9 protein-coding genes are annotated in these 16409 nt (G+C 53.0%); 1 reads left to right on the forward strand and 8 read right to left on the reverse strand.

Annotated elements, in window-relative coordinates:
- On the forward strand, positions 1–1290 hold the full coding sequence (gene rimO, locus K4305_RS04890; RefSeq protein ID WP_331561265.1) for a 30S ribosomal protein S12 methylthiotransferase RimO: 1290 nt from the start codon (positions 1–3) through the stop codon (positions 1288–1290).
- Positions 1291–1380: 90 nt separating this feature from the next.
- Here rimO and K4305_RS04895 read toward each other — a convergent pair whose 3' ends face one another.
- The 8 genes from K4305_RS04895 to K4305_RS04930 form a co-directional block, all read right to left on the reverse strand.
- Entirely contained in the window at positions 1381–2052 is a 672-nt protein-coding gene (locus K4305_RS04895) for a DUF2461 domain-containing protein (protein WP_331561266.1), read from the reverse strand.
- A gap of 47 nt (positions 2053–2099) precedes the next feature.
- The gene (locus tag K4305_RS04900) at positions 2100–3608 is read right to left on the reverse strand and encodes a toll/interleukin-1 receptor domain-containing protein (RefSeq protein WP_331561267.1); all 1509 of its coding nucleotides are present in this window, start codon (positions 3606–3608) and stop codon (positions 2100–2102) included.
- Between the two features lie 79 nt (positions 3609–3687).
- Complete coding sequence (locus K4305_RS04905) at positions 3688–7107, reverse strand: patatin-like protein (RefSeq protein ID WP_331561268.1); 3420 nt, start codon at positions 7105–7107, stop codon at positions 3688–3690.
- 195 nt (positions 7108–7302) lie between these two features.
- Entirely contained in the window at positions 7303–9966 is a 2664-nt protein-coding gene (locus K4305_RS04910) for a cation-translocating P-type ATPase (protein WP_331561270.1), read from the reverse strand.
- A 60-nt stretch (positions 9967–10026) separates the two neighbouring features.
- Positions 10027–13683 (reverse strand): DUF3683 domain-containing protein, encoded by a 3657-nt coding sequence (locus K4305_RS04915; RefSeq protein WP_331561271.1) that lies wholly within the window; start codon positions 13681–13683, stop codon positions 10027–10029.
- A gap of 273 nt (positions 13684–13956) precedes the next feature.
- On the reverse strand, positions 13957–15204 hold the full coding sequence (locus K4305_RS04920; RefSeq protein ID WP_331561272.1) for a hypothetical protein: 1248 nt from the start codon (positions 15202–15204) through the stop codon (positions 13957–13959).
- A 61-nt stretch (positions 15205–15265) separates the two neighbouring features.
- Positions 15266–15529 carry a Nif11-like leader peptide family RiPP precursor gene (locus K4305_RS04925; RefSeq protein ID WP_331561273.1) on the reverse strand — a complete coding sequence of 88 codons (264 nt, stop codon included), beginning with the start codon at positions 15527–15529 and terminating at the stop codon, positions 15266–15268.
- Positions 15530–15637: 108 nt separating this feature from the next.
- Positions 15638–16396, reverse strand: coding sequence for an SDR family NAD(P)-dependent oxidoreductase (locus tag K4305_RS04930; RefSeq protein ID WP_331561274.1), 759 nt, complete (start codon positions 16394–16396; stop codon positions 15638–15640).
- Positions 16397–16409: the final 13 nt, after the last annotated feature.

The raw sequence follows: 16409 nt of genomic DNA on the forward strand, positions 1-16409 counted from the left end.
ATGCGCAAGGTCTTTCTGCAGAGCCTCGGCTGCTCGAAAAACACCGTCGATTCCGAACGGCTGATGGCCCAGGCCGCAGCAAACGGCACCATCTTCACCAATATGCCGGACGATGCCGAAATCATCCTCATCAACACCTGCGGCTTCATCCAGGACGCAAAAGAGGAGTCAATATCGGAAATTCTGGCGGCCATAGACAAAAAACAGCTGGGAAAGGTACAGGAACTCTACGTCATGGGCTGCCTGCCGGAACTCTACCGTAAGGAGTTGCGTGAAGAAATGCCGGAGGTCGACGGTTTTTTCGGCACACGCGAACTGCCCGAAGTGCTGGCCGCCATCGGCGCCCTTTACCGCGAAACGCTTTTCGACAGCCGCATCCTGCTTACGCCTCCCCATTACGCTTACCTGAAAATCTCCGAAGGTTGCAACCGGCAGTGCTCATTCTGTTCCATCCCGAAAATCCGCGGAAAATACAGGAGTCAACCGCCAGCGCAGCTCCTGCGCGAAGCCTCGCTGCTGAAAAAATCGGGCGTTAGAGAGCTGAACCTCATCGCGCAGGACATAAGCGTCTACGGCTGCGATCTCGAAGGAAAAAATCTACTGAACGACCTTGTGCTGCGTCTGGCCGACATGGAATTCAGCCGCATCCGGCTGCTCTACGCCTATCCGCTGAATTTTCCCATGGAGGTGATCGACACCATGCGCAAGCGCGAAAACATCTGCAACTACCTCGACATACCGCTGCAGCACATAAACGACCGCATCCTTCGCTCCATGAACCGGGGCGTGGACAGGGCAGGAACATTTCGACTGCTTGAAGAGATACGTCGGCGCAACCCCGACATCCGGCTCCGTACAACCATGATCGCGGGTTATCCCGGCGAGTCCCGCGAGGAATTCGAGGAATTGCTTCGCTTCGTCGAAGAAATCCGTTTCGATCGCCTCGGCTGCTTCCCTTACTGCCACGAGGAGCACTCTCCTGCATGGCAACTCGAAGACGACGTAAGCGGAGAAGAAAAACAAGATCGCGTGGCCGAACTCATGGAGTTGCAGGAAGCAGTTTCGCAGGAGAAAAATCAGGAGTTCGAAGGAAAGGAAATCATGGTGCTCGTTGATCAGGTTGAGCAGAACATGGCATTCGGCCGCACCGAGTACGACGCTCCGGAAGTGGACAACGAGTGCATCCTTGAAACCGGCGGCTTCGAAGTCCGGCCAGGCATGTTCTGTCTTGCCCGCATCAAGAACTCCAACCCGTACGATCTCGAGGGAAAGGTTATCGGAGTAGGGTAAACAGCGGAAAATCTCATCGGTGTCCCTCGAATGCAGATTCACGAAAGCCGGGCACACAAGCCATCCTTGCCCTTATCCATGAGCAGAACATCAGACGGCGGACCGGTTAAGAAAATCAACCATCGGTTTCACCGTGCGGAAAAGTGCGACGAGCCTCGGAACAAAACCCGATGAGGTCACTTCGGCGTCGCTTAAAAACCGCCGGGTGTAGTACCCCTTGTACTTAAGGTACTCGATTGCCGGACTGGTGATACCATACCCTTTCGGAGGTCGTTTCAGCATGCCCGAGGGCAGAACACCTTCCGGAAACGCAATAAGAAACACCTCGGACGAAACTATCGAACTCCACTCGCTGAAATGCCCGTCGATCTCTTCCCGCAGGCGTGCAAGAACCGCGGGTTCGGGCATGTAGACGCCTCCTCCGGCAAACGACTCACCCTCGGGTCCGATATGCACATAGTAACCTCCGAACGGACTCTTTCGACCGCCGGGACTGATAAAAACGAAGAAATTGGTTTTGTATGGCGACTTGTCTTTTGAAAAACGTACGTCGCGATGGAGCCTCATGATGCAGGATTTAGGATCGAGTCCGGAAGCCTCGATGGCATTATCGAAGCACGAGATTTCCCTGAGCAGATCCGAAATGAGACCAAGCATATCACCGTAGGCCTCCTGGTACTCCAGCCTGTGCAGATCGAACCACTCACGGGTGTTGTTTGCCCTCAGATTTCCGAGAAACGACAGTATTGAAGTGGTGAGCATGGCTTATTGTGATAAACAAATAACAAACGCATCCGTTTCTGATGATTCTATAACGGTTTCTGTCTGAGCACAACGTTATCGAGCGCAACGGACACCATCATCGGATTCCATGAAGCCACTTCCAGGCCGATGCTGCCCGAAAGCACGGAACTGTCCTGTACCTCATATTTTTTCCCGTTGATGAATATGGTGATCGTCGAACCTTCTGCAAGAATACCGATCCTGTTCATAACAAAAGGATTGACATCGGGAATCTGCGTCCACCCGATCAGAAATCTCAACACTCCATTCTCGTTATGACAGAGAGAAAATTGCGACATATCTCCTATTCTCAGAACATAATAGCTGTTTGCGTTCCCGCGAAAGAAAATACCGGCACTGACATTCTGAAAAGTTCTTGAAACGATCTGTACGTCCGCCTCAAGATAGAAGTCTGCAGCAGGCGAATAGGGAGATAAAAACCAGAACGAATTGTACTGTTCATAAGGCTGTGTAAAATTGAGATCGGCTTTGTACTGATCGTTTGCCTGCATTCCCTCTGCCGTGACCAGAGTAGCCGAATAATTTCCACAAGGCCATCTGCAGGGAAAACGTGAAAAATCGTCACTGGCGATTACAGGCCATTGTGTATAATAAGGGCGTACCGGCTCAACACTGAAGTCATCATCGAACAGGAAAAAGCTGAAGAACACACCAACCATAATGACAACGACAGCAGAAGCTGCAATCAGCGCTGTCCGGTTCTTCTTTTTTATCTCGGACTCCCCCTGCAGGGTCTTGAGAGCGGAAACTTCGGATGGTGCCGACTGTTTTGTCCGGTTATCCGGATTCACGATCTTTTTTTCCTGAACGGAATGACCGGATCGTTTCCCGGTGCTGCCAGCCGGTTTTATGGCTGAACTGCCGGTTTTCGAAGCAAGAATATCGGCAATCTGGTTACCGATTTTGCTGTACAGGTCATCCCGCTCACGGAGCTTTTCGAGCAATTTTATCGCATCCAGCCGTTCGCTTTCAGAATGAAGTTTCTCTTTGAGTTTCACCAGTATCGAAGCCTGCCTATCGAACGACATGGGCTCTGAAGACCTGATGTCGGAATAAAGCTCGTCGATATAGGAGACAGGAACTTCAGGCTCTTCCGGCATGACCTCTGGCAGGAAACTGCTTTCGGGAAGGGAGTCAAGGGCAGCAACAAGCCTCATGAACGCATGCTTGTCAGCCGCACGGTAATCGATGTACTGGACGGTCTTGAGCTCCTTCGGAAGCAGATTGATGGTGTCGACATCCGCAACCATGACCGGAAGTATATTCTTTCCAAGCCGGTACGCATAAGTGTACTCGCGGGAGCAGGCTTCCGACTCCAGCGATTCCGGCGAAATGGCGAACAGGAAGACGTCGCATTCCCTGATCTGTTTGAGTATTTCGTTCCACCATTGCTGCCCTCCCGTCAGTTTCTGGTCGATCCAGAGATCGTATTCGTGCAGTTCTTTCAAATCGGCGACCAGCGTCTTGAGCGTCTCCTTGCTTCTTTCGCTGTAGCTGAAAAATATTTTCTTCATTATCTCCTCCGGAAATTTCTGATTCGAATTGTCCCCGGCAGGCATAACTGTTGCTCCCGGAATGATCAATGATTACGATCTACAGAAACATGCCTGTTTTTTTCATCCATGCAGAGAAATCGCGGAACCTTTCGTGAATATCCGTCAAAACCGGCCACCACTGTTCCTGCATTCCTGTAACCGCAGCCAGAGCGACAATACCGGAAAGCAGCAGCATGAGAAGAACCACCGTCGCAATGCTTTTCATGATTCGGGAAATCCGTTTTTTTGACAGCAGGAGATCCTGCAGCCAGAGCAGCGTGATATGCAGTGCCCCGGTTATTGCAGCAATCATTAATGCGAGCCGCTGAACGGATTCGTTCACGAACAGATATCCCGCAACAATCAGCAGCACCTCGAACAGGTAGAGCAGCTTGATCCAGTGTTTGAACAAAAGACTTGTCATGGTACGAGGCACCGCTGCTTCGACAAGCCACCAGAAAAAGGTACCGGCCCTCGTAAGAAAAGAGAGATAACTTTTACCAGCGAGATTGTACTGATCAGCGATGCCGGAAAGAATTTTTCCGGTCACTGTGGTAGCCCTCGCTGCATTTTTCAGTGTGATTTCAGGATTGAGACCTTTGTTAACTGAAAATATTCTGTGATAGTGATCGCGAAGTTCGCGTTCATCGAGATCTTCTGAAATTCCCGAAGATTCCTGCTGCCGAGGTTCTGAATCAGCCGCATGCTTCTGCAGGGTTCGAACAAACCTCGATAGCGCATCGGATTCGGGTTTTCCGCTCTCCGGCCGCATAAACGCCTCTACAAGCAGGTCTTTTGCCTCTTTGCGTCCCATTGTGCGGATGGTATCGAGCACAATTGCGCTCTGAGCTTCGCCGATATACTTCCCCGCCGCATCCCTGTCGGGCACAAGTGCTGATATGATTCGCTCGGTTCCGTCGAGCTGACCCCACATAATGTCATTCCGTCGCCACCGCTCCTCAAGGAATGCACCGAAACTGCCGAGCGCGGTTCCGGCAAGCTTCCTCAGCCTGTTCTCCCGTTCATCGACAAGAAAAGTCGCGTCTTCCGGACTGATGCGCGAAACGTCCACACGACCTCCTTCACCTGCTCCCGTTCCATAGAGCATGGGGAACAGCACCATATCGTAGTCGCTGTAATTTCTGTAGTATGCCTGTAAAATCTGACGGGCCGATATCTGGCCGTACGTTCCTGCTCTGCCCGCAGCGTCCATACAGAGAATTTCCCGGCAGACTTCGTCGCTCTTTTCGATGGCAACGCTCAACGAAGTTTCAACCGCGTTACCGATCTCGTCCAACAGCTTGAGAACAGTCTGGTTTCGTTTGAGAAAATTGCGTGCCAGTTCATCGCTATCCTGCTCACGGGCAATTACTCCGGAATCGGAACTCCCGGAATTCCATGAACCTGATTTGCGGGATCGATTCTTATCGAGAAAATAATCGATGACATGCCGAAAAGAGTTTTCGCGCTCTACCGATGTCCTGATGGTGCAGGTCGCGCCTTTGCATTCGCTGTCTCCAGCAAGAATTTCAGAACTCGAGGACAGAGCTTGAACAAGTCGTTCGACCAGCTCATGGATCGGCTGAACACGCGAAGCTTCCGAGGCCGGATCGGCAGCAGTCCTGAACCGCGAACGAAGTCTGCGGCCGACATCCATAAGCATGGTCTGCATACGCATAACGGTCTTTCTGATCGAAAGCAGTTCCTCTCTGAAGGACTCTATCCATAAACCCTCGCGAGGTGCCGGCTGCTCTGACCAGTCTGCCGATTCGTGATGAAGGGCATCATCATCGAGCAGGTACAGGCGGTCTATCTGACGTTTGAGAAAATGGAGCCTTCGGAGCGGAAACGTCAGATCGAAAGCGTGCAAATACGTGTTCATGGTTTCAGGCGGCTTGTCAGAAAAGTTCTCGTTGCTGCGGTATTCCACAAACTTCATCTCCCGCCATGCATTGAGAAGGTTTCTGAAAACAAAAACAGTATCGGAATGTTCGTCAAAGCCGCCTACCCTTGCAAGAAGCCTGCCAAAATCGTCAGTAACCGCTTCGATTTCAAGCCTGTGATAGGCCACATAGCCGGGGCCTTTGCGGAGGGTCATATCGGCAAGATCGAACATAGCCCACTCCCGGTCGTTCAACAGGGGTTTTGCCCATACCGGCTCGGGTTCGGTAAAAACACCATCGGCACTCTTCTCTTTTCTTGCCTTCCATTCGCCGTAAACAGCCTTGTATGGAGGAATCCATCTTGACTCGTTCTTATCGCGATCCAGATTTCTGATAATGAGCTCTATCCTCTCGATCAACCGGTTTCGTTCGAGGATTTTTTCAAGATCTTCCCGAATGGTTTCGTATCGGGGAAGCTTGAGCAGGGCATCCATAGAGTTTTCAAATGCGTTGGGCCGATCCTCTTTTTCGCTTGCCGATTCCGGATGTTCCGGAGCTGGTTCGATATAGAGCAGTTTTCGTTCCACCGGATAATCGGAATGCCTTGCCGATATGGATTCAATCGCATAGGAAAAGGGTTTATTATCAAGATAACCTCCGTCACCGAATGACCGGAACCGGTACCCGACGTTTCCGGACGGCGGCGTTTCCGGATAGTTTTTAAAGAATCTTTTCCATCGCTTTCCTGTTGAAAAAAACTCCTCCTTATAGCGCTTGTTCCTGAGGACTTCATCAATGTCGCTCAGCATAACAGGCTCGAAGGCAAACGGAAACGAAGAGGTCGAACGGGCGGCAAACGCAAGCATGGGATTGTTTTCCGACACAAAATCGTTCCATGATTCACTGCCAGATCGGGAATGGGAAAAGCGGAAAACGGTCTGGTGTTTTCGCTCGTAAACCGTCGAATCGGATAGTTTTAAAGGAAGAGTGAGGCCGAGAATATCGGTCGCCGTCACAAACAGGTCAAGATCGTCAACATATGGCTTTCCGCTTGAATCCTCATTTTCCGTCCGCTCCATTTTTTCAAAAGCCTCGAGAAGTTTCAGATACATCCTCTGGCTGTTGAAAAGCGATTGAGGTTCTTTCCGGAGTTTCAATCCGGTTTTTTTCGTCGAATTTTTATCGTTTATGAGCAGGCTTGCATCTCCTTCGCTGATCCAGAGATTCTTGAGCTCATCGATCTTCAGTCCGGCAGCAAGCGCTTTGGCAAGAAAAATACCGTTTATGCCGCCGGCAGAAGTACCGGAAATAATATCTATGATGAATTTTTTTTCAAGCGGCGCATCGTTCTCCAGCAGCTCCTGCTCGTTAGGGTAACCAGCGAGGCGATAAGCGATTTTCCGATAGACCGCTTCAACGCGATCGAGCTTTCGAAACGGCACCAGCGGACTGTTCTCAGCACCTCTGGTTGCGGTCGCCCTGACCATTCGCAGCAATTCCTGCGCGATCCCGTTCATATAGATGGCAAGCGAAACGCCGCCGTACATCACTACGGCAAAGCGAATTTCCGATTTCGACGCGTTTGAAACAGCCATTTCAGACAGGGGTTTTCAGGTGAAAAAATCATGTAGAAAGGCTTTTATGAAACATCCAGTGAGAGACCTTCCCGAAACGGAGAAACATTGCAGTACCGGACGCCACATACCATTAAGTTACAAAGCTGCAGGAGAGTTCACAAAAAAGCTGGAACGCAAAGCGTAAAGTGCGGATCAATGTACCAAAGAACTCTGCTATCTGCGAATCACGCCTTTGCGGATCAGCAGCTTCACCGCTTCGATAGCGGGAATGACGGTCAACGAGGAAAAAAGGACGATCAGCCAGTCATCAGAAGTCAGAGAAAACGTGCTGAACGCCTCTCGCAGGAAGGGCGCCGTAATGACGAAAGCAAGCAGAGCAAGCTCCCAGGCGACAGCGGCATTCAGCCACCGGTTGGCCAGGGGTCTGTGAAAAAGCGGCTTCGAAGCGGAACGAAAACAGTATGCCTTGAAAAACTGTATCAGCACCAGAGAGACGAAGGTCATGGTCATGGATTCCTGAAGCGAGCGGCCTGAATGAAGCGCCCAATGGAAAAGTGACAGGTTTACCATAGTGGACCAGATACCGCCAGCAAGCATGAGCGCAAGTACCGGACGGGTGAAAATGCTATGCCGGGGATCGTTCGGACGACGCTGCATGATCCCTTTCTCGGGAGGATCGACGGCAAGAGCAAGCGCAGGAAGCCCGTCGGTGGCAAGGTTTACGTAAAGGATCTGTACGGCAGTGAGAGGAAGCGGAAGACCGAAAACCGAGGCTCCTGCCATGAGCCCGAGTTCTCCGATATTCGAAGAAAGCAGATAGGTGAGATACTTCCTGATGTTGTCGTAAATACCCCGTCCCTCCTCTACGGCAGCGATGATAGAAGCGAAATTGTCGTCGGTGAGCATCATGGCGGAAGCCTCCTTCGAAACATCGGTGCCTGTAATGCCCATCGATATGCCGATATCGGCTTTTTTCAGCGCAGGAGCGTCGTTCACGCCATCTCCCGTCATCGCTACGATTTCGCCGTTCTTCTGAAGGGCATCGACGATACGGAGCTTCTGCTCCGGAGCTACTCTGGCGAAGACACTGATGTCGCCGACAGAACGGAGCAGGGCGTCGTCGTCCATATCCTGCATCTCGGCTCCTGTCGCCACCCTGCCGGTACGAAGGATACCGATTTCGCGAGCGATTGCCTCGGCGGTAACCGGATGGTCGCCGGTGATCATGACCGGACGGATACCTGCCTCCATACATCTCCGCACGGCTTCAGAGGCTTCCGGTCTCGGAGGATCGATAATTCCCGCAATGCCGAGAAAAGTCATGCCTTCAGACGCGCTGTCGAGCGTCGCTGCGGTTTTCCCGGCAAGGGCGAGCACCCGCAACGCCTTGCGGCCCATGGCTTCGGCTTCGCCAAGCAGCTGGTTTTTCATGGCTTCATCGAGGGGAGCAATGCCATGATCGGACAAAATACCTGTACAGCCCGAAAGCACCGATTCCGGAGCGCCCTTGATAAAGGCCACGGAAACTCCTCCATCATCATGCAAGGTAATCATACGTCTTGCTTCCGATGAGAATGGCAATTCGCCGATGCGGGGAAAACGGCCTTCAAGTTCCCGAACATCGATTCCGGCTTTGAGAGCTGCCACCAGCAGAGCTCCTTCCGTGGGATCGCCTTTGATCTCCCATTCGCCATCTTCATTCTGTAAAAGTTTTGCGTCGCAGCAAAGCGCGCCTGCTTCAAGAAGACGCTGAAGGGTATCCGGCAAAGGAAGGCCCCCCACTCTGGTAAATTCGCCCCGAGGGATATAACCCGATCCGCTCACATCTATACGGGCTCCCGCAGCATAGATCTCCCTTACGGTCATTTCATCGCGCGTGAGCGTACCGGTTTTGTCTGAACAGATCACCGTGGTGCTTCCGAGAGTCTCTACAACCTGCAGCCTGCGCATCAGGGCATTGCGCCTGACCATTCGCTGAACACCAAGCGCAAGCGAGATGGTCACAACCGCCGGAAGAGCTTCAGGTACCACTGCCACGGCAAGCGCTATGCCGAAAATCAGCATCTCGATAAACGGCTGTCCGCGCACAAGTCCCAATGCAACGATCGCAAGCACAATGATCAGGGCGGCACGAGCAAGCGTAACGCCAATCTTGTCGAGGTTCTTCTGAAGAGGAGTCTTCTCGGTCTCCACCTGCTGGAGCATTGCCGCGATTTTTCCGAACTCGGTCTGCATGCCGTTAGCTACCACAACCGCCGATCCCCTGCCGTAACTGACCGAAGTACCGGCAAAAACCATGTTTTTCCGGTCGCCGGGACCTGCTTCTGCGGGAAGAACGGAAAAAGCGCTCTTTTCGGAAGGCAACGACTCCCCGGTCAACGATGCCTCCTCTGCAAGAAGGTTAGCCGATGTAAGAAGACGGGCGTCAGCGGCAATGCGGTCTCCGGCGGCAAGCAGCAAAAGATCGCCGGGCACGACATCCGATACCGGAACAATCCGTTCGATTCCGTCGCGAAGCACCCGGGTCTGGGGAGCAGCCATACCTCGAAGCGCATCGATGGCTTTCTCAGCCCTAAACTCCTGGATAAAACCAAGCAGCACGGCAAAAAGCACGATTACGGCTATTGCAAGCGATTCAATCCCGTGACCGAGAAAAGCCGAAAACGCCGCGGCAAACAGCAGCGTAAGTACCAGTACGTTTTTGAACTGTAAGGAAAGCAGCTTCAGAGGACTCACAGCTTTTTTCGACGACAGCGTGTTAGGGCCGCAATCAGCAAGCCGGCGCATTGCCTCGGAACTGCTCAGGCCTGCGGATGTAACGGCAAGTTTTTCAAGCACAGCATCCGGTGAAAGCGTATGCCACTCGGATATCGCCATGGCAAACCTCCTGGCAGTTCAGATATGATCGGACAGCAGATATACAGCCGGAACAAACAATCAGAAACTCACCGCCGATGCCCCGCTCGCCTGTCTGAAAAGTATTTCCGTCCAACCGGCGCCCGAATGCTTCTCGGCAAGCGCCACAACAAGATGTTTCGGCTCGATGCCGAGATCCATATTCCTGCCGAGCCCCTGGACGCATGAAGGGCAGTTCGTCAGTATAACCTGATGCGGTGTTCCGTTCATTGCATCACGAATGGCATCGCGCTTGCGATGCAGCATAGCGTCGGTAATGTCCGGACGCGAAAGAGCAAGGGTGCCCGCTTCCGAACAGCAATGAGGTACGGCTTCAACGGATCCGAACCCGCCGAACTTTCGAAGCGTTTCGACAGCCTTGCCGCCCAGTGAATCGTGGCATGGAGCATGGTAGAGATATTTGCCGTCTCCGCCCAGCCTGAGACCTTTTTCAAGAGCGTATGCCGCGGCATCCATGATACGTCCGCCGAACAATTTGCCGGTTTCGATGGAATCGAGACCCTCGAGGCAGGTGCCGCAGGTCACCACGCAGGCATCGAAATCGAGGTAGGAGAACATCTCGCGGATCTGGCTGAAAAGCACGGTATTGCGCAGCACAATGCTTGAATACTGTTCGCTCTTGGCGTTCACATGCGCAGGGAAGCCGCAGCAGAGGAACGGCGGAGGCAGAACAACCCTCGTGCCGGTTTCAAGCAGCACGTGCAATGCCGCCATGGAAATTGCGGAGTTCAGGCGCTCGGAGCCGCAGCCGGGAAAATAAAAGACCGTGCTACCGATCTCTCCCGAAGGATCGAACACCAGCACCTGATCCTGGCCGCACTCGGGCAGCACATCACGCAGGGTTTGATCAGGTACCGGAGGAACCGCCGAACGCAGAAGCCTGAGCGGATAGAACGACGGAGGATCGTCTTCGGGCTGCATCGGAGCCGAAATGCGGCTGCCAGCCCGCTGCGCTGCTCCGCCGAAACGAAGCACTGCGTTTCGAAACACCTTGTTGAAAAAGGGCGAACGACTGTCGAGATAGTGGAGGGTCATTTCCGTAATCGGCGAGGAGTGCTTGAACCCCCTTCCGGCAAGCAATTCGCGTTCGAGAACGGAAACCTCCCCGGTATCGATATCCACCGGACAGGGTTTCAGGCACTTGTGGCATATAGTGCAATGATCGGCAACCTCGTCGAGCCACTGAAGGAGCTCGAAATCGGTAGAGCGCTCGCGCTGGGCATCGAACAGCAGCGCCTCAATGAGCGAACCGATGGCGAGGTTCTTGTTTCGCGGATGGTAGAACATTCCCCGAGCCGGATAGTAGACGCAGCAATCGGTCTTGCACTTGCCGCAGCGGATGCAGGTATCTACCTTTTTCGAGAGCTCTTCGATCTTCGCCCGCTTCAGAATGTGCGCTTCGAGTTCGAGCAGGTTGAACGAAGGAGTGAAAATATGACCAAGCACCTCAATATCCTCAAGTTTGCCGGGATTCATGAGGCCCTGGGGATCGACTCTTTTCCGGTAACGGGCAAGTTCTTCGACAATCGATGCGTCGAGATATTTCAGCTTGGTAACACCTATGCCGTGCTCCCCGGAAACCACGCCACCAAGTGAAACAACCTTCTCCATCACCTGGTCGACAACCTTGTCGGCGCGTTCAAGCATGGTACGGTCGTTCGAAAGCACGGGAATGTTCACATGAACGTTGCCGTCTCCCGCATGCATGTGGGTGGCTATAGCTATGCGGCTGTTGCGGACATACTGGTTAGCCTGCTCGACGGATCCGATAATTTTCGGGTAACCCTGCAGCAGTTCGGCAAGTTCCCCGGCAAGTTCATGCAGCAGCTCCAGCGAACGAAGCCGTTCGTCCGGGGCTTCGAGCACCTTCAGACGAAACCCTCTGCAGAGATCGAGACCCGCAGGCACCTTTGAAGCGAATTGCCCACCGTCTTCGTTGACTTTCGCGGTGGTAAGTATCTCTTCTGCCCGCTCGATGAACCGGAGCTGTGAGTATCGCTCCTCGGAGGTATTGAGATGATCGATAAAACGCGCGAACTCGGCAAGCGCCTCGAGCGGAATAACGATATCCTCGTTAAGTTTGAAAGCATTGGTCCTGCGCGCAATTGCGCTGAGCTTCTTGCGGTCCGCCCAGAACCTTACCGATTCGGCGTTGTCGCGGGCTACGAACATCAGGGTATTCGGGTACCGTTCGAGCAGTTTTTCAACACGCTCGACGCCACGCAGCAAATCGCCGGAAGACCGCGCTGCGATATCGATAAGCAGCACGGCTTTTGGCGTCTGCGGACGCGGAGCTTTCACTTTGTAATCTATGGCCCTGACATACTCGTCGTCGAAATGTTCGAGCGCAAGCAGAGCCTCCTCGTCGTTGAACGGAAGAGGAAAAATCTTCGAAAGCTCCACGATCACCCGGCTGGCCTCATCCATATCCTGGCCGAAAAATTCCAGACAGATGGTTTTCTTTTCGGGGTAACGGGGATAAAGCACGAAGACCGCCGAAGTGATCACTCCGTCCGTTCCCTCTTTCTGCAGCCCCGGCACTCCGCCGAGCGCCTTGTTGGTAATATCCTTCCAAAGCCCCTTTTTCCGGATATCGGTTCCGCGAAGCTCAATACGGTCGATGTGTCTGCCCGATTCATCGGTCACCTCATAGGCTACGGTATCCTCATGGAGAATCTTGCGCAGCTGATGATCGGTGCGCCTGACGGTCCACCGTTCACCCGAAGGCATGGCCATGCGCCATTCCACGAGATTGTCGATGCACGTTCCCCACCGGACAGCCATTTTACCTCCGGCGTTTTCAGCTATATTGCCGCCTATGGTGCACGACCATTCGCTCGTTGGATCGGTTGCGAAAACAAGACCCTGATCTTCGGCTTCATGCATGGCTTTCTCCGTCACAACGCCGGCTTCCACCTCGATAACCGGCCACTGGCGAAGTGTGCCGTCGGCAAGGGAAAAATCGCGCATTGAAATGCCCCTGATGCGATTGAGTTTCTCCATGTTGATGATCACGCAGCGCGAACGAAGCGGCACCGCTCCTCCGGTCAGACCGGTTCCGGCTCCGCGGGGAATGATCTTGAGACCAAGGCTTGCAATTGCGGTCACAAGCGGGGCAACCTGGTGCTCCTCGGAGGGCGTGACGACAGCGACCGGCAGGTGAAGCCTCCAGTCGGTTGCATCGGTGGCATGCGCGGCCAGAGAAAAAGGATCGAAGAGAACGTTTTTCAATCCGACCACCCCGCCGAGCTCACGCTTCAGCTTGCGGCGCAATTCAGGAGTATTCTCCACCGCAGAACGGAACCGGTCGAGCTGTTCGCGCACAGCGGCGACAATGGTAATTACCCTTGTTTCGCCGTTGGCCGAATTGGCTATGATATCGAGTTCTTTGGCAGCGCGCTCGAACAAACGCTGCCTCCTCTGAAAGGAATCCACCAGTTCCTGAAAAAGATAGGGGTTTCGACGATGAATGAGAATCTCTCCGAGGATGCTCATAAGAAGCCTTGCCGAACGTCCTGTCACGCGATGTTCGCGAAGTTCGTCGAGCGTTTTTACAATAGCAGTCCCCAGAAGCGACGCAATTGCCTGTCGGTCGTCGGCTGAAGTATAATTGAACGGTATTTCCCTGGGAACGGTATGCAAAACCTTTGCCGTCTCAGGTGCTGTGGTTAACATCATTGCAATAAAACCTTTTCAAACTTGATCACACTCACGGATTGCCGCCCGAAAAGCGGCACTGTTGAGTGGAAAGTACAAATATTTTCAATTCCATCTTTATAATAGCAGTTACATACGAACAGAGGAAAACGCCATCCCCTCGCGTTAAAAGGATTAACCATTTGCGCAGGTTTACAATTCCTTGCACAAAAGGGAACGCACCCGAACGGAAATCCGTCCGGGTGGAAAAAAACTGCAGGCTTTGCAACCTGCAGAATACTATGAAAAGATCAGTTACGATATGTTTCTTGCATAATCGACATACTCGCCGTCATCGAACGCCGCCAGATCGACAGAACCATGTTGCGGACTTGGCTGGTTCAGCCACTGCATGAACGAGCTCACCTTCCAGTCGCTGAACGAGCCCTTGAACGGTTCCGTGTGATGGTATAACCCGATGAACCGCCTGAACAGTTCGGTTGTAAAGACCGTTTCTGCCCCCTGTGGAGGATAAACCTCGACATCGGGGCAGAGACTGCAGCTGAACTGCATATCAGCTGTTTCGCATATCAGGCTTTTCTCTGTCAGATAACCGCAATGGCTTCCTTTATCGACTCTGGCGACCGCAGCCCAGCTCCCCGAAGAAGAGAGCTGAGTGAACTGAGTCTCATCTTTCGGATCGGATGACCATGATTTCGGCCTGGAACTCCTGAGCGTGGCACAATCACAATTTCCGATAACCATAACTGACGGCATCTGCATAGCGGCAAGGGTCTCGCGGTATGGCTTCATGCCCGGCGCAAGCAGCGGAGCTTGCATATCGACCGGCGAGAGCTGGATCAGGCCTACCGGTTTTGCCCTGTGCTCCTCACGCCACTCAGACATTGGACACGAAAACAACGGAAGGAACTCGCGATCGTACAGAACGGGGTCGAATGGGCGCAAGGTGCTTTTACCGATAGCCTGCAGGTTATCGAAACCTACCGCCGCAACCTGAGCATGCGCTCCTCCGACGGAGTGTCCGGCAAAAATCACATTATTGCTTTTCATGAACCGGGTCCTGCCGGCAAGTTCTTTTTCAAAGAAGGAACGAGTCCTGTTCTGTTCGTCGATTTTATAGAATTCGTCCGTAGCGCCGTATTTGATCAGATAGGAAGCAGCTGCATAAGCATCCTGACCGACGCGCGGATTGCCGCCGAAATCCACCCAGGGCATTGCGACGGATTGCATGTGAGAAGCCGTCACGAAAGCCATTGCCCAGTTTTTTTCTACAATCGAAGCGCTGTAGTTATAGTATGCCGACGGATTGATGCCGAAAAGCGGATTGTCTTCCAGGAATGCCCCGACAATCTTTTTCGGATAGAACAGCAGATCGTTGCCGATGAGAAATCCGTGACTGAACATTACCAGACCGTTGGCATCGAGGTTCTTCGGATAAAACACCTCGATAACGACTTCGATAAACTGCGGAAACCGCCAGTCGTACTGAATCCACGTATGAATACGGTCGAAACAGTAGTTGTTGATGCAGATAGGTTTCATGGCATGGGGATTGAAGGTTGAGAAAAAAGACAGAAACGGGATCGGCATCAAAAAAACACGATCAATGCCAGAGCCCGCCTCCGCACCGGCGCCCGCGGAACACCCTTTTATCGTCTTCAACATCGCAGAACCATCCGGCAACATGGCCGAGAGCTCCGGGAGCAAGCGAGGATTTGGCCTCTTCGAGTTCCTGCTCGGTAAACGAATAGCCTGCCGAGGCGATAAGTTCGCGACGCTTTTCGGAAAGCTGACGGACGAGAGTGCTGCGAAACGCTTCCTCTTCGGCAAGTCTCGAAAGAAACTGCTTTGCGGATTCGATGGACATAGCTTTTGCTCCTTCAGATTAAAAAGGTTGGTGATGAACAATCGTAATCGAAAACCGGTCGTTACAGCAATATCAGCAAAACAAAGGGTTAATCACAAGGTTGTCAGTTCAGAGCCGCGCTCCGCCCGAAATTTCAAGAATCTGTCCGGTAATGAAGGCGGCCTCGTCCGAAGCAAGAAAGAGGGCGGCTTTGGCAACGTCCGAAGGCTGGGCAACTCGATTGAGAGGATACCGGGATGCGCTCTCCCGAAGAAGAGCCTCCCACCGCTCCCGTCCGAGCACTTTTCGGAATACCGGAACATCGACAAGCGACGGAGCAAGCGCATTGACGGTTATATTGCTGCTGCCAAGCGTCATGGCAAGAGATCGTGTGAATGCCGCAATTCCTCCTTTGGCCGCAGCATAGGAAAACTGTCCCTGCGCACCCCTGTAAACCAGAGAACTCATCGTGACGATCCTGCCGTACTGCTGATGTTTCATGATTCTTGCCGCTTCCCGACAGCAGAGCATACACGAACGGAGATTGAGCCCGAGGTTGCTGTCGATGGCGCTACCGGTGATCTCATCAGGGGGAGTGAACGGGTCGAGATCGCCTCCGGCGATTGCGACCAGAATATCGAGTCTCCCGTGCTGTTCACGTATCGATGCAAACAGAGCGGCGATCTGCTCTTCGCTGTTCACATCGACAAAAGCCCATGAGGCATCTCCGCCCTGCTGCCTGATTCCTGCGCATACCGAATCGCAACCGGTGGTATCGATATCGCCAATGATAACGCGAGCTCCTTCTTCGGCAAAACATCGGGCTGTCGCGCTCCCTATACCTCCTGCGCCTCCTGTGACAAGAGCCGTTTTCCCCCTGAGTCTCATTGCCTGTAGTTTT

Source organism: Chlorobium sp. (assembly GCF_036528655.1).
Taxonomy (GTDB): Bacteria; Bacteroidota; Chlorobiia; order Chlorobiales; family Chlorobiaceae; genus Chlorobium.